The following is a 25,083-nucleotide window of genomic DNA, read 5'->3' on the forward strand; positions in this document are numbered from 1 at the left end:
CCGGGAGAAGGGGGCGTCTCAATTACGCGTCAGGTAATCAAGGCTGCCTTCTTTGACGAATCCTGCCACAGGCACATTATCGCCGTTCTCAATTGCCCGCATCGCCGGGCGGTCTCAAATTTGGGACCGCACGTCGATGGCATGATTCCCGCCCCAGTTGGCGGGGATGCCCCGGTCGGCAGGCTGCAATTGCGTGAGCGGAGAACAATGTGTCGCTTGATCCACCGCCCATCGCCCTGTTCGGCGAGCGCCTTCTGCTCAGGTCCTTCGAGCCTGATGACGCAGACGAGATCTTTGCCTGCATCACGCCGAGCCTGACGCGCTTCATGGCATGGGAGCCTTCACCGTCACGCGAGGCCTTTGCTTCGATCTGGCGCAACTGGGGAACCTTGGCCGAGGTCGGCAGCGATTATATTTTCGTCGTCCGGCGGCGGGACGGATTGTTTCTCGGTCTGGCAGGGCTGCATCGGGCCGGAAGCAAGACGCCCGAACTCGGCATCTGGATCCGGGAAGACGAACATGGACGCGGCTATGGCCGCGAGGCCGTCGCTGCAGTTGCCGCCTGGGCGTCCAGGGATCCGGCCATACAATATTTCCAATATCCCGTCGCAGAGGCCAATCTGGCGAGCCGGCGCATTGCCGAGGGCCTGGGCGGAATCCCGGCGGCGGAGCGGCGCGACAGGAAGTACACAGCCGTGATTTATCACGTTCCGCGGCGAAGCCAGTAAGCGCCTTGCCCTGCCAACCGCTTCGAACCCATGGTTCTTGCTTGCACGCGCCGGTCTGCTCGCCTAAATCCGAGCCATGATCGAGAAGGATGGGGCAGGGCGTATGGCCCGGGCGTTGGGTGCGGGCGAGGCGTTGCGTCTGCTGGTCGAGGCTGTCAGGGAAGCGGGAGACATCGGGCTCGGCTTTGCGCGCGACGGCGCCCGCATCTTCGACAAGGCCGACAAGTCGCCCGTCACCGAGGCGGACCTTGCCATCGATGCGCATCTGGCCAAGCGCATGCGCGATGTTTCCAGCGCGGTCGGCTGGCTCTCCGAAGAGGCTGTCGACACGGCCGAGCGCCTGGACAAGCGGCAGGTCTGGGTGATCGATCCCATCGACGGCACGCGTGGCTTCATCGCCGGCAATGGCGAATGGGTGATCTCGGCCGCGCTGGTCGAGGACGGGCATCCGCTGGCGGGCGTGCTCTATCGCCCGAGCAATGGCGATCTCTATACAGGCGGGCGCGGTCTGGGCGCCTTCAAGAACGGCGTCGCCCTGAAGGCCAGCCAGGGTGCCCTTGCTGCAATCCGCACGCTGGCCGGACCCAAGCCGATGTTCGATCTGGCGCAGCGTGCCCTGCCGCGGGTCGAGCGGGCCTCGTCGATGTCCTCGCTGGCCCTGCGCATCGCCATGGTGGCGGAGGGAAGCGTCGATGGCGCTTTCGCGTCGGGCTCCTCCCATGATTGGGATATCGCGGCTGCCGACATCATTCTCAGCGAAGCCGGCGGGCTTCTTACCACCGTGGCTGGCAATGACATCGTCTATAACCGCCCCGACCCCGTGCACCGGCCGCTCGTCATGGCCGGGCGCGAGCGCCAGGGCGCTTTGGTTGCCCTGTTCGAGGGCATGAATTGAGTTTTAGAGCAAAATGACTTTTTTCGAATCGTCATTTTTCTCTAACTCTTTGTTTTAGCGCGTTTTCTTGATCGAAAAGTCTGTCAACTTTTCTGAAAAACGCTATAGGAGTATGGGATGAGCGAACCTCAGAAACAATTGCTGCATCTGGTTTTCGGCGGCGAGCTGAGCTCGATCGAGGGCGTTGAGTTCAAGGACCTTCAGGGCCTCGACATTGTCGGCATCTACCCCAATTACGCCAGTGCCCAGGCGGCGTGGAAGGCCAAGGCCCAGGCGAGCGTCGACAATGCCCAGATGCGCTATTTCATCGTGCATCTGCATCGCCTGCTCGATCCCGCCACCGACACGACGAAACGCTGATAATCCTGCATGATCAAGGATATCGGCCGATCCCGCTTCGTCCAGAAGGCCATCGGCGAAGGTCTCGCCGCGTGGCTGAAGCTCGTGCACGGCACCAGCCGCTTTGCCGACAGTCCGGCCGATCTCTACGGGCCCATTCGCGATCAATATCCCTATATCGTGGCGATGTGGCACGGGCAGCATTTCCTGGTGCCCTTCATGCGCCGCGAGGGACATGAGTTCCGCATCCTGATCTCGCGCCATGGCGACGGCGAGATCAATGCTGTCGCAGTGACGCGTCTCGGCCTCGGCCTGGTACGCGGCTCGGGCGGCAGGCCTCAGCGCCAGCACCACAAGGGCGGCCCAGCGGCCCTGCGCGAACTGGTGGCCACCCTGAAGGACGGGCAGTCGGTGGGGGTGACGGCGGACGTGCCGCGCACCGGCGGCATAGCCGGGCTCGGTATCGTCACGCTCGCGCGGCTGTCGGGACGGCCGATCGTGCCGGTTGCCGTGGCGACCTCGAACATGATCCAGCTCTCCACCTGGGACAAGGCCGTGATCAACATGCCATTTTCGCGGGGCGCCTTCGTGGTCGGCGATCTCGTGCATGTGCCCGAGGATGCCGACAAGGCGCTGATGGAGGCGAAGCGCCTGGAGGTGGAACACGCCCTCGATGCGGCGCATCGCACCGCCTATGCCATGGTTGGCCGAAAATTCGTGAAGGCGGGCACGTGAGCGCGGTACTTCCCCTCAGCCTCAAGGCCTACCGGCTGGCGACCAGCTGCTTTCGCCCGTTCGCCGGCCTGCTGCTGGACAAGCGTCAGCGCCGCGGCAAGGAGGACGCTTCGCGCCGGTCCGAACGCCTCGGTATTGCCGGCCGGCCCCGCCCCGAGGGGCGCCTTGCCTGGCTGCATGGCGCCAGTGTCGGTGAAGCCATAACCCTGTTGCCCCTGGCTGCGCGCCTGGCGGCGGAGGGTTATCGCATCCTGATGACGACCGGCACCGTCACCTCAGCCGCCCTGATGGCTGAACGGCTGCCGGCCGGTGCGATCCATCAGTTCGTGCCTCTCGATATCCCTGCCTATGTCAGCCGTTTCCTCGATCATTGGCGGCCTGATATCGTCTGTTTCCTGGAATCGGAACTCTGGCCGGGGATGATCGTCGAAATCAAGGCGGCGGGCATTCCCCTGGCGCTGGTCAATGGGCGGATGTCGCCGCGCTCCTTCGCGCGCTGGTGCCGCGTGCCGCGTACCAGTGCCGCCCTGCTGGGGAGTTTCGACCTCATCGCCGCCCAGAGCGAGGATGACGGCCGGCGCTTTGCCTCGCTCGGGGCGCCGCGCGTCGTCGTCACCGGCAATCTGAAATTCGATGCTCCGCTCCCGCCCGCCGATCCGGGCGTGCTGGAGGGGCTGCGACGGGCCGTCAACAGCCGCCCGCTCTGGCTCGCAGCGGTGACGCATGAGGGTGAGGAGGCACTGGCCGGCGAGGTGCATGCGACCTGGAGGGAGCGTTTTGCGGGCCTGCTGACACTGATCGTGCCGCGCCATCCCGAGCGCGGAGAGGCGATCGCTGCCGCATTGCGGGAAAAGGGCCTGACTGTCGCCCTGCGCTCGCAGGGGATCGCTCTCGAACCACAGCATGATGTTTATGTTGCCGACACGGTCGGCGAAATGGGCGTGTTCTATCGCCTTGCCCGCATCGTCTTCATGGGCAAGTCGCTGCTCGGCAAGGGCGGGCAGAACCCCATCGAGCCGGTCAAGCTTGGCGCGGCCGTGCTGCACGGACCCCATATCCAGAACTTCGTCGAAGCCTATGGCGCGCTCGACGGCATGGGCGGCGCCGTGGTCGTGCACAGCGCGGCTGAAATGTCCGATGCCGTTGCAAGGCTGCTGGCCGAACCGGCAGAGGTCGAACAACTCGCCGCCGGTGGCGCCAGGGCGATCGCAGCGTTGACCGGAGCGCTGGATCGTACGCTTGCCGCCCTGTTGCCGCTCGGAGCGAGGCGAACATGAGCCTGCGGCGGCTCTTCAGCTTGAAGGCGCCAGCCTTCTGGTACCGGCCGCGCGGCTGGCTGGCCGGCCTGCTCACGCCGCTGGCTCGTTTCTATGGTGGCAAGGTCATCGCGCGCATGCGCCAGCCAGGCAGCCGAGTGAGCGTCCCTGTCGTCTGCATCGGCAATTTCACGCTTGGTGGGGCCGGCAAGACTCCGCTGGCGCTGGCGGTCGCCGATATCCTGATCGAGGCCGGCCAGCGCCCAGCCTTCCTGACCCGCGGCTATGGCGGCAGCGAGAAGGGGCCGCTGGTGGTGAGGCCTGATGATGCCGCCGACAAGGTGGGCGACGAGGCCCTGCTGCTGGCCCGCAAGGCCCTGACGGTGAAGTCCGTCGACCGGCCGGCCGGGGCGGCGCTCGCCATAGAGCAGGGCGCCAGCATCATCATCATGGATGACGGCTTCCAGAATCCGTCCCTCGACAAGGATTGCTCGATCATCGCCGTCGATGGCGAGACGGGCATCGGCAACGGGCTTTCCTTTCCTGCCGGGCCGCTGCGGGCCGATATCCATGACCAGATCGGCTTCGCTTCGGCGGTGGTGGTGATCGGGCCAGGCGATGCCGGAACGGCCGTCTATGATTTCGCCCGCGGCTCGAGTGTCGCCGTCTTCCGGGCCCGCATCGGCCTCGATCCACAAGCCCCGTCTCTGCGCGGCAAGCGGGTGCTCGCCTTTGCCGGCATCGGCCGTCCCGAGAAGTTCTTCAAGACCCTGGCGGATATGGGGGCGATCATCGCCGCGACCGAAGTCTTCGCCGATCATCATGCCTTCAGCGAGGAGGAGGCGGCCAGGATCGCGGCGCGGGCCCAGGCCGCAAAGCTCGTTCCGGTGACGACGAGCAAGGACATGACCCGCCTGGCCGGAGGCCCGGCGCGCACTGGCCTGGCCTCGATCAGCGAGATCGTGCCGATCCGGCTTTCCTTCGACGACGAGGAAGCGATGCACGATTTCCTGGTGAAGCGCTTCCGCCTGGCGGGGTGAGGGCGCTCGGAGCGCGGACATCCTGTCCGCTCTTGGAAGCGGAGCGTCTGCAAATGAGGAAGAGCGGACGTCGCCGCCACATTGAACGAGGTTCAATGTGGCTGTTGTCCGCGCACCCGGATTCTCAGATCTCGCCGAGGCTCTTCAGCCGCTCCAGCACGGCCTCGCGGCTGGCATAGGCTTCCTGGCGGTCGACGTTCCAATAGCGCAATTCGTCAATCGGGATGTGGGTGCCGGTAACGGCGCAGCGCACGTAATTACCCGGCTTGAGGATGCGGAAATCGGAATCGAGGTACTGGACCTGTGCTTCGCCGGGCAGAGTCATGCGGCTTTCGTGACGGTTCATGGAGGCGCTGGCCTATGCGTTTGCAGAATTTCTCGAAACTATAACAGAGCCAATTCTAATCGTCGAACAGGCTCGGTTGCGTGCGGGCCGGTCCGCCCTTTGCTTTGGCTTTCGCCGGATTTGAGGTTGGCGATGTCGCACCGTTGCCCACGATGAAATGGCCGTCGGCAAATTGCAGGTCAAGGCTCGAGGCAGCCTGCGCGGAGGCAACATTGCGTATGGGTCGACCTTCCTCGTCGCGTACCAGCGCAAAACCGCGCTGCAGTACGCCCTGGTAGGAATAGGCCTCCAGCAGCACGGCGAAGCGGCCGAGCCTTTCGCGCTGGGCCGATGTGCGCGCGGCTGCGGCCTGCAGCAGGCGGCCGGCGAGGGTCTGCAGGCGCTCGCGCCCGGCTTCGCTGCGGCGGGACAGCAGCAGTGGCGTGAGCTGTGCCGCACGGCCGGTAAAGGCCTCGCGCTTGCGGGAGAGAGCGATGCGCGCCGAAGCCTCCAGGCGTTCGGCGACGGCATGGAAGCGATCTCGGCTGCGGTCGAGCCGGTTGGCCGGGCTCTGTGTCAGCAGCCGGCGGGTCAGGGCGTCGTAGCGCTGGTGGTGACGGCGGGTGTTGAGCGTGAGTGCGTGCACCAGGCGGCCGGCGGCAAGGTCGAGTTTCTGGCGCGGCGTCGCCAGCAGCGCCTCGCCACTGGGCAGGGCCCTGCCGAGATTGCGCAGATCCTGGCGCCGGCGCTCGATCATGCGCAGGGCATGGCCGGTGAGCCGGGCACCGAGATCGTGCAGATTGGCGAAGAGGTCGGCCCTGACCGGGACGGCCATTTCGGCGGCACCGGTCGGCGTCGGCGCGCGCCGGTCGGCGACATGGTCGATCAGCGTCCAGTCGGTCTCATGGCCGACCGCCGAGATCAACGGGATCGAACACGCCGCGGCGGCACGCACCACGATTTCCTCGTTGAACGACCACAGATCCTCCAGGCTGCCGCCGCCGCGCGCGACGATCAGCACGTCCGGCCGCGGGATGGGGCCGCCGGCGGGCAGGGCATCGAAGCCGGCGATGGCATTGGCGATCTCGGCGGCGGATGTCTCGCCCTGCACCCGCACCGGCCAGACGATGACCCGGCGCGGAAAACGATCGGTGATGCGATGCAGGATGTCGCGGATCACGGCGCCGGTCGGCGAGGTGACCACGCCGATCACGCGCGGCAGGAAGGGCAAAGCCCGCTTGCGCCCCTCGTCGAACAGGCCTTCGGCGGCAAGCTTGCGGCGGCGCTCCTCCAGAAGCGCCATCAGCGCGCCGAGGCCTGCAGGTTCGAGCCGGTCGATGATGATCTGGTAGGAGGACTTGCCTGGGAAGGTGGTCAGCCTCCCGTGGGCGATCACCTCCATGCCTTCCTCGGGACGCTGGCGCAGACGGGCGAGATTGCCCTTCCAGATCACCGCATCGATCTTGGCGCCTTCGTCCTTGAGGGCGAAATAGGCATGGCCCGAAGCGACCGGGCCGCGATAGCCCGAGATCTCGCCGCGCACGCGCACATAGCCGAAGGCATCTTCCACCGTGCGCTTAAGAGCGCCGGAGAGTTCGGAGACGGACCATTCGGGGGCGTTGGAGGGCTGAGAATCAGGAGGCGTGTCGGGCATGGCGGCCATCTTATACGGAGCGCGGACATCTCAGCGACATTAAGAAATGTCGCGATGTCCGCTCTTCGCTCCGAACCCCGACGGTTCAAGAGCGGACGTCACGACATGCAAGCATGTCGCCGTGATGTCCGCGCTCCAAGGAAATGACATGCGCCGGGCACTATCCCGCAGATACGAATCCGGCCTAGAATTGTATGAACAATCAAGACAGCAGGCGGAGGCAACGATGAAGGCGGTGCGGCTCGACGCAGTGGGAGAGCTTTTTCTGAAGGATATGGAAAGGCCCAAGCCGGGGCCTGGGGATCTCCTCGTGCGGGTCGAGGCCTCCGGCATTTGCGGCACGGACCGCCATCTCCTCAAGGGCGAATTTCCCTCCAAGCCGCCAGTGACGCTGGGCCACGAATTCTGCGGCATCGTCGAGGAGGTCGGCCCGGGCGTGCAGGGCTTTCGCCCCGGCATGCGGGTGACGGGTGATCCCAACATCGTGTGCGGGCGCTGCGTGCACTGCCAGAACGGGCGGATCAATCTGTGTCGCAATCTCACCGCCATCGGCATTCACCGCGACGGCGGCCTGGCCGAATATGTGATCGTGCCGCAGCAGCAGGCCCATGAACTGCCGCTGTCCCTGAAGGCCAGCCATGGCGCCTTCTGCGAGCCGATCGCCTGCTGCCTGCACGGCATCGACATCGCCGACATCCAGGCCGGCTCTTCGGTGATCGTGCTCGGCGGCGGCGTGATCGGGCTGATCACGGTGCAACTGGCCAGGCTCGCCGGCGCGTCACGCGTGGTGCTCTCCACCCGCCAGGCCGCCAAGCGCGAGCTGGCGGAGCGCGTGGGCGCCACCGCCAGCATCGATCCCACGCAGGGCGACTTCATCGCCAACGTCACCGGTCCCGACGGCCTGCTGCCCGGCGGGGCCGACGTGGTGATCGAGTGCGCCGGCGTGGCCGAGACGGTGGAGCAGTCCTTCCAGCTCGCCCGCCCCGGCGGCACCGTGGTCATCCTCGGCGTGATGGCGCAAGGGGAGAAGGTGGCGGTCGAGCCCTTCGACATCCTGTTCCGCGAGCTGAAGGTGTTCGGCTCCTTCATCAATCCCTTCACGCATCGGCGCGCGGCCGAACTGGTGGCTGCCGGGGCGCTCAATCTCGACGAGCTGATCTCGCGCGAGGTCACGCTGGAGGAGGTGCCGGCCATCATCGCCAGGCCGGCCGGACCGGGCGAGGTCAAGATTCTCTACGTGCCCTGACAACCCGCTGGACCGTAAACATTCCGTGAACAAAATGGTGGCGCGGGGCTGGCGACTCGGCTGGGAAGACCTATCTTGCAGGGCATGAGGGCTGAGAGCGTGCTCCCAGCCGCCCCGTATCCTGGCGAGATTGCATGCCCCGTAAACCGCCTTCCCTCGACAAGACGCAGGCCCGGCGCATCTGGCTCCGGGCTCAGCGTCTCGACAGCCTCTCCCCCTTCGGCGACGGCCCCCAGGCGACCCCTGCGGCGACCGCGCATCTGGGCTATGTGCAGATCGACACCATCAACGTGATCGAGCGCAGTCACCATCACATCTTGTGGACGCGCATTCCTGACTATCGCCGCGACCATCTCATCCAGGCACAGAGCGCCGACAAATCCGTGTTCGAATATTGGACGCATGCGCTTTCCTATATTCCCACGGCGGACCTGCGCTATTTCCTGCCTGACATGAAAGCCTATCTCGACAAGCCCAATGGCTGGTTCGAGAACGTGGCGAAATCAGATCTGCGCAAGGTCCTGACCCTGATCCGCAAGAATGGGCCGCTCACCATCCGTGACATCGACGACGACGTGCTGGTGGAGAAGACCCATCCCTGGGCGAGCCGCAAGCCCTCCAAGAAAGCGCTGCAGCTAGCCTTCTATACCGGCGTGCTGACCATCAGCGCCCGCATCGGCATGGTGAAGACCTATGAACTGATGGAGCGCCATTTCGGCTGGGCCGAGCAGCAGGGCCTCAGGCCCAAGCCCGCCACCGAGCGCCAGCGGCTCGACTACATCATCGACAGGGCATTGCGTTCGCAGGGGCTGATCAGCCTCGATTCGATCTGTCATCTCGATGCCGGCCGCAAGGGCGCGGTGCGCGAGCGCCTCGAAACCCGGGTGCGGCGCAAGGAACTCGTCGCCGTCGAGGTCGAAGGGGCGGGGAAGACCGAGCATTGGGCCAGCCCTGCGACTCTCGACGCCGTTGCCGAGGCGCCGCCGGCCGAGCTCGTGCATATCCTCTCGCCCTTCGACCCCCTGGTGATCCAGCGCAAGCGGCTGAAACTCTTCTTCGACTATGATCACCGTTTCGAGGCCTATGTGCCGAAGGAGAAACGCGTTTTCGGCTATTTCGCCCTGCCGGTGCTGGTGGGCGAAGAGGTGGTGGCGGCCATCGATCTCAAGACGGACCGCGCCGCCGGCAAGGTGCTGATCCAGCAATGGAACTGGGTGGGCGATGCGACCGCCCACAAGCCGGCGATCGAAGAGGCGCTGGGGCGGTTCGAGGCCTTCCAGCTGGCGGAGTGATGCTGGAATGGCAGCGCCGACGAACTGCAAATGGTGAAGCTGCCGGAGCATCAACGGGCGGTACCGTCATTCGCAATTGCTCGCCGCGGTGCAGCCCCTCAACGACAGGAGTGAGCATATTCTCGGTCGCCCAATGCTCCTTGCGTTTATTCGTGGTGCGATTTGAGAGTGAAATGCTCCGGGCATTGCCGTGCCGTTTCACCGGCACGGCAAACCGGGCAGGCTATTTTGCGTCGGCACTCAGCTTGTCGTTGTCGCGGTTCTGGTCGGGGAGCTTGTGGTCGGGATCGAGGGTGGCCTGCACCACCTTCTTGCCGGGCTCGACGACAACGGTTGTCGCGCCCTGCCTGATCCAGCTTTCGGCGGGCAGGCGATAGTCGCGATGGCTGCCGTCGGCGAAGTCGACCCGCAAGGTCACCGGCATGACGAGCTTGTCATGGCTGCTGACGGTGATGGCCGTGCCCTTCGGCTCCTTGGCCTTGTTGCCCTTGTCCTTGTCGTCGGTCGCCGGCGCGATCTTGTCGATGGCGAGGTCCAGCGTCCAATTCTGGTCGTACCAGCCCCGCCACCACCAGGACAGGTCCTCGCCGGTGCTGCTTTCCATCGCCCGGAAGAAATCGTCCGGCTTGGGATGCCTGAAGGCCCAAGCGGCGATGAACTGGCGGAAGGCCGCGTCGAAGCGCTCCGGCCCCAGGATCTGTTCGCGCAGCAGGACGAGGCCGAGCGCCGATTTGAAATAGGTCACCGGATGGCGGTATTTCTCGATCACGGTATCGGCGCGCGAGAGGATCGGCGGTGCCTCGCGGTCCTTCAGCACCGGGATGATCTCGTCGACCGGATTGCCGCCGCCCGGCGCATATTCGACGTCGCGCTTGGGCGCATATTCGCCATGGTTGAAGTCGTCCGATTCATAGACGTCGATGAAGGTGTTGAAGCCCTCGTCCATCCAGGCATCGCGCCGCTCGTCGAAGCCGACGACCATCGGAAACCAGGTGTGGCCAATCTCATGGGCGGTGACCCAGAACAGGTCCTTGGTCTTGTCGCCGATGCCATCGAAGAGCAGGCCGGGATATTCCATGCCGGCAAGATCGTCCGGGCCGGCGATATTGACCGCGACCGGCCAGGGATAGGGATACCAGCGGGTCGAAAAGCGCTCGACGGCATCCTTGAGATATTCGGTCGAGCGGCCCCAGCGCTCGCTGCCCTGGCTTTCAGCCGGGTAGAAGGACATGGCGAGCGCCGATTTGCCGGCCGGCAGGTTGATGCGCGCGGCGTCCCAGGCAAAGGCGGCCGAGGCTGCGAAAACCACGTCGCGGCTGTTCTTCATGCGATAGTGCCAGGTCAGCGTGCCGTCCGTCTTCGGGCGCGACTTGGGATCATCGATCTCCTGGACGCTGCGGATCGTCACGGTCTTGTCGCTGGCGCGGGCCTTTTGCAGTCTGCTTTGCTGCTCTGCGGTCAGCACCTCCTGCGGGTTCGCCAATTCGCCGGAACCCGCAACCAGCATGGCGCTCGGTGCCGTCACCCAATAGTCGAAATTGCCATAGTCGAGATAAAACTCCTGGGCCAGATAGGGCAGCGTATCCCAGCCGCGGATGTCGTCGTAAACGGCCATGCGCGGATACCATTGGGCAATCTCGTAGACGGGCCCGGCCTTGGCCTTGCCCCAGCCCATGCGCCCGCCCCACTCGCCGGGAATGGTGAAGTGATAGCGGATATGGAGCTTGACCTGCCCACCCTTGGCCGCCAGGGGCGTCGGCAGGGCGATGCGCATGCGCGTGTCGCTGACGGTATAGGGAACCGGAGCTGCCTTGCCGCCGCCGATCGCGACGCTGTCGAGGACGAAACCCTCCGTCGTGCCGTCGCGCGCCTTGCCGTTGGCGTAGCCGCTGCGGCTGTCGGCCTTGTAGATGTTCTGGTCGAGCTGCAGCCAGAGCTCGGTCAGCCGGTCGGGGCTGTTGTTGGTATAGGTGATGACTTCATCACCGCTGACGGCCGGCTGGTCGGGCTGAAGGGTCGCATGAATCTGATAATCGGCCTTGTTCTGCCAATATTGAGGACCGGGCAGGCCATCGGCCGAGCGATAGGCGTTGACGGCCTGCGTCATCGGACGCGGGGCAAAGGTTTCCCGAGGCTGATACTGTGCCAGGGCCGGCGTGGCGGCCAGGCAAAGGAATACAATCGAAGAAAGGCGCGCGGGGCGCAGTCTACGGCGCAAGAAGTGTCGGTATGTTTCTACCATATTCATGGAAATACCTGCTGTCGATGGACTGTCCCCTCCATCCCAATCGGATATCCCCGATCGCTTCTTAGAGCATGAACGCTTTCCTCGCCATGGCTTGTATGACTGGCGCACCAGAATTGCGCCATCGGCTGGAGGCAGCCCGATCCCGGTATCTTGCCGGCCCTCGTCGGCATGAATAGAATGGATGCGTCGATCGGATGTTATATGTGCGACGTCCCGACATGGGAGGCCCAGGCGTGAGCGAAGCGGGGACAAGGAAGCCGGTCCGGCCCGAGAAGCGGGCGCCGCGGCTGTCCGTCGGCTTCATCCTGGCGCGGCACTTCACCCTGAATGCCTTCGCCAATTTCGTCGACGTGCTGCGGCTGGCGGCCGATGAAGGCGATCGCAGCCGGCCGATCCGCTTCGAATGGAGCGTGCTGTCCGACACCATGAGCCCGATCGCCTCCAGCAGCGGCGTGGTGATTGCCCCCACCGAGAGGCTCGGGGAACCCGGCAAGTTCGACTATATCGTGGTGGTGGGCGGGTTGATCGACGAGATCCCCAAACTCAGCCCCGCTTATTCGCGCTATCTCCAGCGGGCCGCCGCGGCGAAGGTGCCGCTCGTCGGCGTGTGCACGGGCGCCTTCATCCTGCACCATGCCGGGCTGATGGACGGCTATCGCTGCTGCGTGAGCTGGTTCCACCACACCGATTTCCTGGAGCAGTTCGACGGTCTTCAGCCGGTGTCCGACCAGATCTTCATCGTCGATCGTGATCGCCTTACCTGTCCGGGCGGAGCCAGTGCGGCCCATCTGGCGGCCTTTCTGGTCGAGCGGCATCTGGGCAAGGCCGCCGCGACCAAGAGCCTGCACATCATGATGATCAACGGGGCGGAGGTCGGCGAGGCACCGCAGCCGAGCCCGACGCTCGATTTCAACACCTCCGACCCCTTCGTCAGGAAGGCGCTGCTGCTGGTGCAGCAAAGCCTGGATGCGCCGCTCTCCGTCGGCCAGATCGCCCGGCATCTGGGAATTACCAAGCGCCGCCTCGAACGCCATTTCGAGAGCGCGCTCGCCACCTCGCCACGTGCGGCCTTCATGGAGATGCGGCTGTCGCTCGCCCGGCATATGGTCGAGACGTCCAACAAGTCCTTTGCCAAGATCGCCATCGAGTGCGGCTTCTCGGATTCAGCCCATTTCAGCCGGCGCTTCCGCCAGCGCTTCACGACGACACCGAGCGAATTTCGCAAGGAGCGGCAGGAAGGGCAGGAAGGGATGGCTAAGGCCTGACCTGGGCCGACGGTGATGCACCCGAGCGTTACCATTTGCCGACGAATTCCCCGGACCTATCCGGGTTGTCGTTTCGCGCCGTGCAGCCAGCTGAGCAGCGCGAGGCCGAGGACGATGGCGACGAAATTATAGACAGTCGCGATGGCGAAGGCCGCACCATAAGCTCCTGTCGTCGCGAGAGTGGAAACCGCCTCGGTCTCGATCCGGCACAGCGTGTCGAACAGGATGACGCCGACGATCGTCACGCCGAAGGCAGCCCCGACGATCTGGATGGTGCTGAAGGCGCCGGAGACCATGCCGGCCTCGTCATTGGACACCGTACTCAAGATCATGTCGAGCAGGAGGGGCATGACGATGCCCTGGCCGAGGCCATTGAGGATCAGCGAGAGGCTCAAGGCCTTCAGGTCCTCGCCGCCGTCGAGGCCGACCACGATCGCGATTGCCAGACCGATCGCGAAGACGAGCATGCCGGCGAGCGGCGCCCATCGCCCCCATTTTCGGGCCAGTGGCGCCGACAGAAGCGAACCGGTGAAGAAGGCGATGGTGGAGGGAAGAAAGAGCATGCCGGCTTCGAGCGGAGACAAGCCCAGACCGACCTGCAGCAGGATCGTCAGCGACAGGGACAGCGAGCCGATGGCCGAGAAGAACAAGAAGGTCGCGAGGATTCCCAGGTTGAAGCTTTCCTTGCCGAAGAGGGACATGGCGATGATGGGAACGCCGCCGCGTCGGGCCAGCCGGGCTTCATGGCAGGCGAAGCAGGCAAAGGCCGGGATGGACAGGACGATGCTCGCGATCATCCACCACGGCCAGCCATTGTCCCGCCCCATGGTCAGCGGCAGCAGGACCAGGGTGAGCGTGGACGCACCCATGGCCGCGCCGCCTATGTCGAGCTTCGCGGGCAGGGGCGATCGCGTCTCGGTGATCAGCCACCGGCCCGCGATCAGGGCATAGAGGGCGATCGGCAGGTTGACGAGGAAGATCAGGCGCCAGCCCAGGCCCCCGATGTCGAGTGCGATCAGATATCCCCCGATGACCTGCGATGCGGCGCCTGCGACGCCCTGGACCGCCCCCATGACGGCCAGGGCCCGCCGCCGCTCCTCGCCCTCGAACAGGAGCCGCAGCGAGGTGTAGACCTGCGGCATCAACAGGGCCGCGCCGCCGCCCTGGACTGCGCGAGCCGCGATGAGGGCCCATGAGGAAGGCGCCAGGGCGCAGGCCAGGGAGCTGAGCGCGAAAACCGCCATCCCGGTCAGGAACAACAGCCGCCGTCCGTAGAGATCGCCCAGGCGGGCCGCATTGAGGAGCAATGCGCCATAGGGAACTTCATAGGCGACGATGATGAGTTGCAGGCCGGCATTGGAGGTGTGCAGCTCATGCTGGATGTCGGGCAGGGCGACATTGATGATGAACAGATCGAGGATGGTGACGAAATTGCCGACCAGAAGCACCGCGAGCGAGGACCAGGATCCCGCCTTCTTCGTTTCGAGGGGTAGTGAGGTCATGATGCTTCCTTTCCAGCCGAAGGGGCACGAGACCGTCTTCAGGAAAAGGAATGATATTTTGTCTTCAATATTGAACAATCGCGGCCAATGTCAGTATATAAAAGACAAAATGTCTCAAATCTGAAGAGCTATGGAAAGCTTCACCGGTATTGTGGCCTTCGTGCACGCCGCCGAGCAGCAGAGCTACGTCGCGGCTGCCCGTATCACGGGCAGTTCTCCTTCCGCCATCGGGAAGGCGGTGGCTCGCCTCGAGGCCCGCCTGGGCGTCCGGCTGTTCAATCGCACCACGCGCACCATGAGCCTGACGGAAGAGGGCAGCGTCTTTTATGAACGCTGCAAGCGCATCCTCGATGAACTCGGAGATGCCGAAGCCACGTTGTTGCGAAGCCGCGAGCGACCGGAGGGGCGCCTTCGCGTCAGCCTGCCGCATATCGTGGGGCACCATCTTTTCATGCCGCTCCTGCCTGCCTTCACCCGGGCCTTCCCGCGAATCGAACTCGACATCGAATTCGAGGACAGGGTTGTCGACCTCGTCGCCGAAGGCGTCGACGTGGTGGTCCGCAGCGGAGAATTGGCCGATACCGGCCTGATCGCCCGTCTGCTTGGCCAGCAGCATTTCGTCGTCTGCGGCAGTGCCGCTTATCTCGCCCGGCACGGCCTGCCGACGACACCGGCGGAGCTTTTCGGGCATGCCTGCATCCACTTCAAATATCCCTCCAGCGGCCGCATCGCGCCATGGTCTTTCCTGCCGCCCCATGAACGGTTGCTGCTGCCCAGGAATCTCGTCTTCAACAACACCGATGCCGCGCTGCGGGCGGCGAAGGATGGGCTGGGGCTGGCGCACCTGCCTGTCTATGTGGCCGAGCCCTCCATACGCGGCGGCACGCTGAGGCCGGTTCTCACCGCCTTCATGCAGCCTTTCGGTTCGCTGTCGCTGGTCTGGCCGTCCAACCGCCAGCTTTCACCCAAGGTCCGGGCGTTCGTCGACTTCATGGTCGAGAATCTCGTCACCCGCACCAATGCATTTCAGGCCGCTTCGGCCCTGCAGACCTAGTTGGCAGGGTCCTGCGACCCCTGCAAGCTGCGGCAATGTCCAGTGCCGGGCAGGGTGCGATTGAGCTCTGCTGGGAGAATGCTGCTCGATGCCGTCCGCACAATCGAGCATCCACTGCACGCCGAAGCGATCGGTCAGCTTGCCGTAAAAGCTTCCCCAGGGCTGTACTGCGAGCGGCGTCGTGACCGTGCCGCCATCGGCCAGGCTGGCGAAGAGGCTGGCGGTCGTGCCGCGGTCACGCATGATCAGCATGTGGGCGGAGCCGCGCATCGGCTCCGCGTCCTGATTGTCCGAGGCAAAGAACAGGATGCCTGGCCCCTCGAAACGGGCATGCATCACTTTTCCCCGCATTGCCTCGTCGGCAAGAGGGATGCCGAGGTCGCCATGGCGCAGCAGGATCGAGGCCCGCCCCAATCCGCATTGGGCGTAGAAGGCGAGCGCTTCCTCGCAATGCCGGGTGAAGAATAGGTAATTGGCAAGCTGCATGGTTCATCCCCACCGAGGTGCCGGACCTTCGAAATCAATGGCTTGGTGAAGCAGCCTGAATGGCATCGACGAGGTCGTTGTTGCCGAGACCGCGGCCGGCGATGCCCCACGCCCATTCGGGCGCGTAGACGATGTTGGTCCAGATGTGCTCGCGTTTCAGCCGGCCTTCGGCTGCATGTTCCAGGATATCCGTCGCTTTTTCGATGAAGGCTGTTTTCGCCTCGGGTGAAGCCAGGGCGATCTCGGGCAGCTTGAGTTCGATGAAGGCGGCGGGCGCCGGTTTTCCCGCGGCGAACACGTGGTCCCGCGCAAGCACGTTGATGGTGCCGACGATATTGGCTGTCATGAAGTTGTTGCCGGTGAGGCCGGAGACTTCGAGAAGCGCGTTCGTCAAGGCGGCAAAGGCCTCGGCCTGAGCCTGCGGGGACAGCAGGCCGTCTGGCAGGGTGAGCGTGATCGGCATCGAAAGCTCCTTGTTCGAGGGATGGCTGACGTCATATATATCGATTGCTCTCTATGGATACAGACCGATCACTCTCTTTGCAAGCAATAAAGAGCGATCGCTCTCAATAGGTGATATCATGCGCTATAACGCCGAGCATAAGCGGGAAACCCGGGAGCGGGTGATCGCGGCGGCAGGACAGATCTTTCGCAAGGAAGGCTATGGCGGCGCCGGCATCGATGCGCTGACCAAAGCGGCCGGCGTGACCAACGGCGCCTTCTACGGACATTTCAAATCCAAGAGCGAAGCCTTTCGCACGGCCGTGCTGACGGGGCTGGACGAGTTGCGGCAGGGGATTGCGACCTTGAAAGCGGAGCAGCCGCGCGGGTGGCTGAAGAGCTTCGTCGGCTATTATCTCGGCTACAAGCGCACCTGCGGCCTGGACGAGGCCTGTGCCCTGCCGAGCCTGTCGCCCGACGTCATGCGCGCGGATGACGAAACGCGGCGCATCTACACGGCCGAGCTGCGCCGACTGATCGAAGAGGTTGCCGGCGGCCTGTCCAAACGCCCGTCAGGTACCAACGATCCGGGGGGTGCGGAGGAACGGGCAATCTTGCTGCTGGCCATGCTCAGCGGTGGCGTCACGCTGGCGCGCGCCGTTTCCGATCCGAGCCTCTCCGAGCAGATCGCCGCCGCCGTTGCGCGTATGGCGCTGGCCCTGGAGGGCCCGGAGGATGCGCCCGGCTGAGCCGAAAGCAGCTCCCAGGCCGTCGGGTGTCCGACCGCTCGCAGGAGAGTGACGGCGGGTCAATCATAGGGGCAGGCCATGACGATGGCCTGATTTCCGAACCAGGTCGTGCGAAAGACCTCCTTGCGCCCTCCCATCGTATGGAAGGTATCGGTCCGGCCATCCGCCGTCGTGCCCTTGCAGAACAGCTCATCGGTCGTTTTCTCCGGCGGTCTGCATTTCAAGGTTCCTATCTTCACCACCGGGCTTTCGACCGTAAGAGTCGCCGTCTGGCCATCCATTGCAGCTGTCAGGGACGTTCCGATGAGTTTGGTCAATCGGAAGATGCCCTCGCCATGTTCGTCGATGATCCATGCTGCTTCGATCTTGCAGGCGATGGTTTGTGCAAGGGCCGGAGCTGGCGATATGAAAGTCAGGGAGGTGGCAAGTCGCGCGAGGCCGGCGACTACGCTCGTTGCGCTGGTGGGGCGGGAAGTGGGTTGGATGCTCATGGCTGTGTTCAATAACAGGCGACATCGCATGATGTGGTGCAGATGATGGCGAGAATCATTGCATTTGAAGTGGAGATTTGGCGCAGGGCATCCCTCTCCATCCCCTTCGGACCAAGTTTGCATCGCCATAGCTGCGTCAGCCCAGATGGCTCGTCATTTCTCACGGTATCAGATCGGTGTCCTTGACCGATTCCATCACCACGAAGGTCGAGGTGTTGGCGACATGGGGCAGGCTCGAGATGCGCTCGCCCAGCACCTGGCGGTAGCGGCGGATATTGGCGGTGCGCACTTTGAGGAGATAGTCGTAGGAGCTTGCGATCATGTGGCATTCCTCGACTTCAGGGATCTTGAACACCGCCACGTTGAAGGCCTTCAGCGCGGCCTCGCGTGTGTCCGAAAGCTTCACCTCGGTGTAGGCGATATGGTCCAGGCCCATCTTGCCGGAGTCGAGGATGGCGCGGAAGCCGCGGATATAACCCTCGTCGATCAACCGCTTCAGGCGCTGATGGCACGGCGTCTTGGAAAGTCCAATCTTTTCAGACAGTTCGGTAATGGAGATGCGGCCGTTCTCGACCAGTGCGTCGATGATCTTGCGGTCGTAACTATCCAGATTTCCTGTTTCTGTCGATTTTGACATTCAAAAATCCTGCATAATTCAAGAACAAAAGATTTAATGCCTATGGATGCACATATCGTTGGTGAAAAAGCAACATCGGGCTGTGCTATCTGATCGTCGAAACGCCAAAGCGTTTTGCTTGAGGTATCATCGCCGATCCGGGCCAATGGCACCTGACGTTTTCAAGAGCGAGACCGCCATGACGACATCTGCCGCACTCAGCCAAAATCCTCAGTCAGCCGCCATGCCCTTCGCCGATTTCGCGCCGCCGATCCGGCCGCAGACGCCGCTGCGCCAGGCCATCACGGCGGCTTATCGCCGCTCCGAGGAGGAATGCGTGGCGGCGCTGCTGGAACAGGCCAGCCTGCCCGTCGGAACCCGGGAGGCGATCAGCGCCACGGGCCGCAAGCTGATCGAGGCGTTGCGTTCCAAGCGCCGGGGCGGCGGCGTCGAGGCGCTGGTGCATGAATATTCGCTCTCCAGTCAGGAAGGCGTCGCGCTGATGTGCCTTGCCGAGGCCCTGCTGCGCATCCCCGACATGGCCACGCGAGATGCCCTGATCCGCGACAAGATCTCTGATGGCGACTGGCGCTCCCATATTGGCGGCGGGCGCTCGCTTTTCGTCAATGCCGCGACCTGGGGCCTGGTCGTCACGGGCAAATTGTCGAATACGGTCAACGACCGTGGTCTTTCGGCCGCACTGACCCGGCTGATCGCCCGTTGCGGCGAGCCGGTGATCCGTCGCGGCGTCGACATGGCTATGCGCATGATGGGCGAGCAGTTCGTCACCGGCGAGACCATCGAGGAAGCCCTCAAGCGCGCCCGGCCGCTGGAGGAGAGGGGCTTTCGCTATTCCTACGACATGCTGGGCGAGGCGGCGACCACCGCCGCGGACGCGACACGCTATTACAAGGACTACGAGACCGCCATCCATGCCATCGGCCGCGCCTCGGCCGGCCGTGGCATCTATGAGGGGCCAGGCATTTCCATCAAGCTTTCGGCGCTGCATCCGCGCTATGTGCGCGCCCAGGCCGAACGGGTGATGGCGGAATTGCTGCCCAAGGTGAAGGCGCTGGCGGCGATCGCCAAGCAGTATGACATCGGCCTCAACATCGACGCCGAGGAGGCCGACAGGCTGGAACTCTCGCTCGATCTGCTCGAGAGCCTGTGCGAGGACCCCGATCTCAAGGGCTGGGACGGCATCGGCTTCGTGGTGCAGGCCTATGGCAAGCGCTGCCCCTTCGTGCTCGATTTCATCATCGATCTGGCGCGCCGCACCGGGCATCGCGTCATGGTGCGCCTGGTCAAGGGCGCCTATTGGGATGCTGAGATCAAGCGGGCGCAGGTCGACGGCCTCGCCGACTTCCCGGTCTTCACCCGCAAGGTGCACACCGACGTTTCCTACATCGCCTGCGCGCGCAAGCTGCTCGAAGCCACCGACGCCGTCTTCCCGCAATTTGCCACGCACAACGCCCAGTCGCTCGCCACCATCTACAATCTCGCCGGTGCCGACTTCAAAACTGGCCAGTATGAGTTCCAATGCCTGCACGGCATGGGCGAGCCGCTCTATGACGAGGTGGTCGGGGCACACAAGCTGCGCCGGCCGGCCCGTATCTATGCGCCCGTCGGCACGCATGAGACGCTGCTCGCCTATCTGGTGCGCCGCCTGCTCGAGAACGGCGCGAATTCCTCCTTCGTCAACCGCATCGGCGATAGCAATGTTTCGGTCGACGAACTGATCGCCGATCCGGCCGAGGTGATCAGGTCGATGGCGGTAGTGGGCGCGCGCCACGACCAGATTTCCCTGCCCTCCGAACTCTATGACGAGCGCGCCAATTCCGCCGGGCTCGACCTTTCCAACGAGACGACGCTCGCCGAGATCAGCGCTATCCTCAAGGAAAGCGCCGGCCGGGCCTGGACGTCCGTGCCGCAGCTCGCCGGTGCCGCCAGTGCTGGAGAGAGCCGGCCCGTGCTCAATCCCGGCGACCACAACGATGTCGTCGGCCAGGTGACGGAGGCCACCGAGGCCGATGTCGCGACGGCGATGGCGAACGCGCAAAAGGCGATGCAGGGCTGGTCCCGCTGGACGCCGAGCGAGCGCGCAACCTGCCTGGCGCGCGCCGCCGACATCATGCAGAGCGAGATGCCGGTGCTGCTTGGCCTGATCATGCGCGAGGCGGGCAAATCCATGCCGAACGCCATCGCCGAGGTGCGCGAGGCCATCGACTTCCTGCGCTATTACGCCGACCAGGCCCGCCTTACGCTTGGCGTGGCCCATAAGGCGCTCGGTCCGGTCGTCTGCATCAGTCCGTGGAACTTCCCACTGGCGATCTTCTCCGGCCAGGTCGCCGCGGCTTTGGTGGCGGGTAATGCCGTGCTCGCCAAGCCGGCGGAGGAAACGCCGCTGATCGCGGCCCAGGCCGTGCGCATCCTGCACGAGGCCGGTGTCCCGGCCGACGCCCTGCAACTTTTGCCGGGAGATGGCCGCGTCGGCGCCGGGCTGGTGGCCGCGCCACAGACCGCGGGCGTGATGTTTACCGGTTCGACCGAGGTGGCACGCCTGATCCAGGCCCAGCTCGCTACGCGCCTTGGATCCAATGGCAAGCCGATCCCGCTGATCGCCGAAACCGGTGGCCAGAACGCCATGATCGTCGATTCCTCGGCCTTGGCCGAACAGGTGGTCGCAGACGTGATCGCCTCCGCCTTCGACAGCGCGGGACAGCGCTGCTCGGCCCTGCGCGTGCTCTGCCTGCAGGAGGATGTCGCCGACCGCACCCTCGCCATGCTCAAGGGCGCGTTGAAGGAGCTGCGTATCGGTTCGACCGACAGCCTGAAGGTCGATATCGGCCCGGTGATATCAGCCGAAGCCAAGACCACCATCGAGGGTCATGTCGAGGCCATGCGCGGCCGCGGCCGCAAGGTCGAGCAGGTGGAACTCGGCGAGGAGACGCAGGGCGGCACCTTCGTGGCGCCGACGATCATCGAGATCAACGAGCTGGCCGATCTGCAGCGCGAGGTCTTCGGGCCGGTACTGCATGTGGTGCGCTACAAGCGCGACGACCTGGAGCGCCTGATCGATGCGATCAATGCAACCGGCTATGGCCTGACCTTCGGCCTGCACACCCGCCTCGACGAGACCATCGCCCATGTCACCAGCCTGGTGAAGGTCGGCAATGTCTATATCAACCGCAACACCATCGGCGCGGTCGTCGGCGTGCAGCCCTTCGGCGGGCGCGGCCTGTCAGGCACCGGCCCCAAGGCGGGCGGTCCGCTCTATCTCGGGCGCCTGGTCGACACCCCGCCGATCCCCCCGCGGCACAGCTCCGTTCATACCGATCCGGTGCTGACCGACTTCGCCAAATGGCTGGGACAGCGCGGCATGAACAATCTGGCCCAGGACGCGCGCGAAATCGGCGGCGACTCCGCCCTCGGCCTGGAGATCGAGCTCACCGGCCCCGTCGGCGAGCGCAATCTCTATGCCCTGCATCCGCGCGGCCAGATCTTGCTGGTACCGCAGACTGAGATCGGCCTGCACCGGCAGCTCACGGCGGCGCTCGCCACCGGCAACAGCGTGGTCGTCGACACGACCTCCGGCCTGCAGCCCGTGCTCAAGACCCTGCCGGTCAGCGTGGCGGCGCGGGTGAGCTGGAGCAAGGACTGGAAGAAATCAGGTCCGTTCGCCGGTGCCCTGGTCGAGGGAAGCGCGGGTGAGATCCAGGAGGCGAGCAAGGCCATTGCCGGCCTGCCGGGCCCGCTCGTCCTGGTGCAGGCGGCCTCCTCGCAGGAACTGGCGGCAAAGGCGGACGCCTATTGCCTCAACTGGCTGCTGGAAGAGGTTTCCACCTCCATCAACACCACGGCCGCGGGTGGTAATGCCAGCCTGATGACGATCGGGTAGGGCGCAGCAGAAAAAGGCCCGTTTTGCCTCCCCTAGCTTCATCTAGGGCATCTAAACTTCTCGACCGAGACGAGTAAGACTCAAATATCCCTCCCCGACTTCGGGGAGGGTGGGCCGGCGAAGCCGGGTCGGGTGGGGTAGAGTAGCGCGATCCCGCCTTTTTCGGCTCCGTGGCGCCACGCTCCCCTATCCGCCGGTGCTGCGCACCGGCACCTTCCCCGAAGTCGGGGAAGGATTCTCGCGCCCTGTTCTGAAACCGCGAGATATGTCTATGCCCTAGACGAAGCTGGGGGAGGAAACGCCTGCCTTCCTCGGCAGGGCCGCGATGCAGTCCTGTTCCCGGCGAAACCCCTATCCCCAGTCGAGCTTGAAACTTCGCACCATGGTGATTGTCTTGTCGCCGCGTGCCGATATCTTGGCGCCTGCGCCGATCCCATGAATCGGCGACAGTGGAGACGACGATGACGGATGGACGGCGGGCTGTAGCGAACACCGGGAGAGGCCGGACTTTCCTTGCTGCATCTTTGGCAAGCGCATTGATGCTGGGTGCCCCGGCGGTCCCGGCTTTGGCCGCGGCGATGGGCATGGGGGACGAGCCGCCCTCCACCAGCAGCGAGGTCAAGGGCGTGGCGTTCCGCCTTCTCACCACCCTGCCGCGCGCGCGGGGGGCCGTGGAAGGACTGGACGAGTGCAGCCATCTGACCGTCAAGCCGAGTTCGGAGGCCGGCCGCGCCGTGGCTGAGCGCGGTTGGGCCGTGACGGGCGAGGCCAAGCTGGGGACATCCCTGCGCGCCGTCAGTTTCGCCGGCGGCTTCGAGCCGGGAACCAGCGGTACCTGTCTCGTCAATGACGGCAATGTCGGTGTTTTCGACGGCAGCAAACTGGTTGCCCTGCTCTATGCCGAAAAGGGCTCCAAGCAGTCGCTGGGCCGCGTCCAGGCCCTCGAAGGGGGCGGGGTTCGGGTCATCGACGGTGATTTTCTCGCCACGCCGCTCGGCGACATCCGCTCGATCGACGACTACAAGTTCGAGTTCAACCCCGTGGCGGCCAATGACGGCGTCTGCAACGGCCGCGCCAAGGTGCCTAACATCAACAACATGCCGATCGACAAGGCGCGTGCCGCGCTGAAGGCGAATGGCTGGGAACCCGTGCCTTCGAGCGAGCAGGATCGTACGGACAGCCGCGTCGCCGATCTCGTCAAGCTCGGCGTGGTCGAGGCGGAGAGCTGCTCGGGCACCGGCCTTGGCTATTGCAGCTACAATTATCGTGGCGCGGCGGGTACCCTGTCGGTCACCACGGCCGGCGACAACGACTACCCCTCGGTGTCGGACTATGACGTGAAGTGCAATTGAGGCTTTCTGGGATCGCAGGGATGCCTGCGATCCCAGAAAATGCCTGCCCTCACACCGCCGGGTTGACCCAGCCGAAGGGTGGCTCGAAGCCGGCCATGGTCGCGGGTCCCCAGGTCCCGGGCTGGTAGGGGGTCACGGGCACGATGTTGCCGATGACGGGGTCGAAGATGCGCCAGGCGATTTCGGCGGCATCCTGCCGGGTGAACAGGGCGTTGTCGCCTTCCATGGCATCGCCGATCAGCCGCTCATAGGGCGCGAGGTCGCCGGTGCCGTCATCGACGGCCACGAGTTCGACTGGCTCGCCCACCAGGTTCTCGCCGGGCGCCTTGATGCGCGAGCCGAGCCCGATGGTGATCTGCGGATTGATGCGGAACCGGAGCTCGTTGGAAGGCCCTTGCAGCCGTTCGGCGAACACGTCGTGCGGCGGCTTCCTGAACCTGACCACCACCTCGGTGCAGCGCACCGGCAGGTTCTTGCCGGCACGGATATAGAAGGGTACGTCGGCCCAGCGCCAGCTGTCGACAAACATCCTCACCGCCGCGAAAGTCTCGACGGTGGAAGCAGGCGCTACGCCGGGCTCGTCGTGATAGCCGACGAACTGGCCGCGCACCACGTCCTGCGGCGTCAGCGTGCGGATCGCCTTGAAGATCTTGACCTTCTCCTCGATCAGATCGTCCTCGAGCCGGCCGGCCGGCGGCTCCATGGCGAGCAGGATCAGCACGTTGACGAGATGGTTCTGGATCACGTCCCTGATCGTGCCGACCTCATCATAGAACTTGCCGCGGCCCTGCACGCCGAAATTCTCGGCCATGGTGATCTGGATGCTCTCGACGAAATTGCGGTTCCAGACCGGTTCGAGGAAGGCATTGGCGAAGCGGAAATAGAGCAGGTTCTGGATGGCTTCCTTGCCGACATAGTGGTCGATGCGGAAGATCGCGCTCTCGTCGAAGAAGCGATGCAAGACGGCGTTGAGCTCCCTGGCGGAGGCCTCGTCATGCCCGAAGGGCTTTTCTACCATCAGCCTGGCATTGGCGGCGCAGCCCGATTCCTGCAGGCCCTGCGCCACCGTTTCGAACAGGCTCGGCGGGATCGCCAGATAATGCAGGGGGCGGGTCGCCTGGCCCAGGGCCGCCTTCAACTTGGCGAAGGTCTCGGGACTGCGATAATCGCCGCTGACATAGCCGAGGAGGTTGGAGAACCTGGCGAACACGCTTTCGTCGAAGGCATCGCCATAGGCCTTCACCGAGCTCTCGCGGGCCCGAGCGCGCAGCTTCTCCACGTCCCACGGATCGAAGGCGACCCCGATCACCGGCACATTGAGGGCGCCGCGCCGGACCATGGCATAGAGGGCGGGGAAGATCTGCTTATAGGCAAGATCGCCCGTGGCGCCGAAGAGAACGAGAGCGTCGGAATGCGGTGCCGGCATGATGTCTTCCCGAATTGAACTGCCACCCAGCGCAGCCCTCACGTT

At 64.6% G+C, this 25,083-nt stretch carries 21 protein-coding genes and 1 pseudogene; 13 read left to right on the plus strand and 9 right to left on the minus strand.

Annotated elements, in window-relative coordinates:
• Nucleotides 1-209: 209 nt before the first annotated feature.
• The 6 genes from AB4037_RS20360 to lpxK all read left to right on the plus strand — a co-directional run bounded on the left by AB4037_RS20360 (nt 210) and on the right by lpxK (nt 4,993).
• The gene (locus tag AB4037_RS20360) at nt 210-728 is read left to right on the plus strand and encodes a GNAT family N-acetyltransferase (RefSeq protein WP_441772744.1); all 519 of its coding nucleotides are present in this window, start codon (nt 210-212) and stop codon (nt 726-728) included.
• A 76-nt stretch (nt 729-804) separates the two neighbouring features.
• The gene (locus AB4037_RS20365; protein ID WP_441772745.1) at nt 805-1,623 is read left to right on the plus strand and encodes a 3'(2'),5'-bisphosphate nucleotidase CysQ; all 819 of its coding nucleotides are present in this window, start codon (nt 805-807) and stop codon (nt 1,621-1,623) included.
• A 117-nt stretch (nt 1,624-1,740) separates the two neighbouring features.
• On the plus strand, nt 1,741-1,983 hold the full coding sequence (locus AB4037_RS20370; protein ID WP_149251781.1) for a DUF4170 domain-containing protein: 243 nt from the start codon (nt 1,741-1,743) through the stop codon (nt 1,981-1,983).
• 9 nt (nt 1,984-1,992) lie between these two features.
• On the plus strand, nt 1,993-2,697 hold the full coding sequence (locus AB4037_RS20375) for a lysophospholipid acyltransferase family protein (RefSeq protein ID WP_434955352.1): 705 nt from the start codon (nt 1,993-1,995) through the stop codon (nt 2,695-2,697).
• On the plus strand, nt 2,694-3,974 hold the full coding sequence (locus AB4037_RS20380; protein ID WP_441772746.1) for a 3-deoxy-D-manno-octulosonic acid transferase: 1,281 nt from the start codon (nt 2,694-2,696) through the stop codon (nt 3,972-3,974). The genes AB4037_RS20375 and AB4037_RS20380 overlap by 4 nt, the downstream gene beginning before the upstream one ends.
• Entirely contained in the window at nt 3,971-4,993 is a 1,023-nt protein-coding gene (lpxK, locus tag AB4037_RS20385; RefSeq protein WP_441772747.1) for a tetraacyldisaccharide 4'-kinase, read from the plus strand. The genes AB4037_RS20380 and lpxK overlap by 4 nt, the downstream gene beginning before the upstream one ends.
• A gap of 124 nt (nt 4,994-5,117) precedes the next feature.
• Here the strand turns inward: lpxK and AB4037_RS20390 are convergent, their stop codons facing one another.
• A complete protein-coding gene (locus tag AB4037_RS20390) occupies nt 5,118-5,339 on the minus strand; it encodes a DUF2093 domain-containing protein (protein ID WP_434955355.1) in 222 nt (73 codons plus the stop codon).
• A 55-nt stretch (nt 5,340-5,394) separates the two neighbouring features.
• Nucleotides 5,395-6,972 (minus strand): exodeoxyribonuclease VII large subunit, encoded by a 1,578-nt coding sequence (gene xseA, locus AB4037_RS20395; RefSeq protein WP_441772748.1) that lies wholly within the window; start codon nt 6,970-6,972, stop codon nt 5,395-5,397.
• A gap of 226 nt (nt 6,973-7,198) precedes the next feature.
• Here xseA and AB4037_RS20400 point away from each other — a divergent pair, with 226 nt between their 5' ends.
• The gene (locus AB4037_RS20400; protein ID WP_441772749.1) at nt 7,199-8,218 is read left to right on the plus strand and encodes a zinc-dependent alcohol dehydrogenase family protein; all 1,020 of its coding nucleotides are present in this window, start codon (nt 7,199-7,201) and stop codon (nt 8,216-8,218) included.
• Nucleotides 8,219-8,352: 134 nt separating this feature from the next.
• Nucleotides 8,353-9,510, plus strand: coding sequence for a winged helix-turn-helix domain-containing protein (locus tag AB4037_RS20405; RefSeq protein ID WP_441772750.1), 1,158 nt, complete (start codon nt 8,353-8,355; stop codon nt 9,508-9,510).
• A 223-nt stretch (nt 9,511-9,733) separates the two neighbouring features.
• Here AB4037_RS20405 and AB4037_RS20410 read toward each other — a convergent pair whose 3' ends face one another.
• Complete coding sequence (locus AB4037_RS20410) at nt 9,734-11,617, minus strand: M1 family metallopeptidase (RefSeq protein WP_441772751.1); 1,884 nt, start codon at nt 11,615-11,617, stop codon at nt 9,734-9,736.
• A gap of 359 nt (nt 11,618-11,976) precedes the next feature.
• On the opposite strand from AB4037_RS20410, the gene AB4037_RS20415 reads away from it, so the two are divergent.
• The gene (locus AB4037_RS20415) at nt 11,977-13,023 is read left to right on the plus strand and encodes a GlxA family transcriptional regulator (protein WP_441772850.1); all 1,047 of its coding nucleotides are present in this window, start codon (nt 11,977-11,979) and stop codon (nt 13,021-13,023) included.
• 56 nt (nt 13,024-13,079) lie between these two features.
• Here AB4037_RS20415 and AB4037_RS20420 read toward each other — a convergent pair whose 3' ends face one another.
• A complete protein-coding gene (locus AB4037_RS20420) occupies nt 13,080-14,525 on the minus strand; it encodes an MFS transporter (RefSeq protein ID WP_441772752.1) in 1,446 nt (481 codons plus the stop codon).
• A 130-nt stretch (nt 14,526-14,655) separates the two neighbouring features.
• Between AB4037_RS20420 and AB4037_RS20425 the strand changes: the two genes are divergently transcribed.
• The gene (locus AB4037_RS20425; protein WP_441772753.1) at nt 14,656-15,579 is read left to right on the plus strand and encodes a LysR family transcriptional regulator; all 924 of its coding nucleotides are present in this window, start codon (nt 14,656-14,658) and stop codon (nt 15,577-15,579) included.
• A 99-nt stretch (nt 15,580-15,678) separates the two neighbouring features.
• Here the strand turns inward: AB4037_RS20425 and AB4037_RS20430 are convergent.
• Nucleotides 15,679-16,065 (minus strand): annotated as a pseudogene (locus AB4037_RS20430) (VOC family protein); the annotation flags it as partial.
• Nucleotides 16,066-16,099: 34 nt separating this feature from the next.
• On the minus strand, nt 16,100-16,528 hold the full coding sequence (locus tag AB4037_RS20435) for a tautomerase family protein (protein WP_434955361.1): 429 nt from the start codon (nt 16,526-16,528) through the stop codon (nt 16,100-16,102).
• A gap of 118 nt (nt 16,529-16,646) precedes the next feature.
• Between AB4037_RS20435 and AB4037_RS20440 the strand changes: the two genes are divergently transcribed.
• Nucleotides 16,647-17,255 (plus strand): TetR/AcrR family transcriptional regulator, encoded by a 609-nt coding sequence (locus tag AB4037_RS20440; RefSeq protein WP_441772754.1) that lies wholly within the window; start codon nt 16,647-16,649, stop codon nt 17,253-17,255.
• A gap of 59 nt (nt 17,256-17,314) precedes the next feature.
• On the opposite strand, the gene AB4037_RS20445 is transcribed toward AB4037_RS20440, so the two are convergent.
• Together AB4037_RS20445 and AB4037_RS20450 are read right to left on the minus strand one after the other, a co-directional pair.
• On the minus strand, nt 17,315-17,875 hold the full coding sequence (locus AB4037_RS20445; RefSeq protein WP_441772755.1) for a hypothetical protein: 561 nt from the start codon (nt 17,873-17,875) through the stop codon (nt 17,315-17,317).
• A 31-nt stretch (nt 17,876-17,906) separates the two neighbouring features.
• The gene (locus tag AB4037_RS20450; protein ID WP_441772756.1) at nt 17,907-18,383 is read right to left on the minus strand and encodes an Lrp/AsnC family transcriptional regulator; all 477 of its coding nucleotides are present in this window, start codon (nt 18,381-18,383) and stop codon (nt 17,907-17,909) included.
• Between the two features lie 178 nt (nt 18,384-18,561).
• Here AB4037_RS20450 and putA point away from each other — a divergent pair, with 178 nt between their 5' ends.
• The gene (gene putA / locus AB4037_RS20455) at nt 18,562-22,260 is read left to right on the plus strand and encodes a trifunctional transcriptional regulator/proline dehydrogenase/L-glutamate gamma-semialdehyde dehydrogenase (RefSeq protein WP_441772757.1); all 3,699 of its coding nucleotides are present in this window, start codon (nt 18,562-18,564) and stop codon (nt 22,258-22,260) included.
• A 539-nt stretch (nt 22,261-22,799) separates the two neighbouring features.
• The gene (locus AB4037_RS20460; protein ID WP_441772758.1) at nt 22,800-23,612 is read left to right on the plus strand and encodes a hypothetical protein; all 813 of its coding nucleotides are present in this window, start codon (nt 22,800-22,802) and stop codon (nt 23,610-23,612) included.
• Nucleotides 23,613-23,661: 49 nt separating this feature from the next.
• Here the strand turns inward: AB4037_RS20460 and zwf are convergent, their stop codons facing one another.
• Entirely contained in the window at nt 23,662-25,038 is a 1,377-nt protein-coding gene (gene zwf / locus AB4037_RS20465; RefSeq protein ID WP_441772759.1) for a glucose-6-phosphate dehydrogenase, read from the minus strand.
• Between the last annotated feature and the right edge of the window lie 45 nt (nt 25,039-25,083).

This window comes from Labrys sp. KB_33_2, from assembly GCF_052114505.1.
Taxonomy (GTDB): Bacteria; Pseudomonadota; Alphaproteobacteria; order Rhizobiales; family Labraceae; genus Labrys.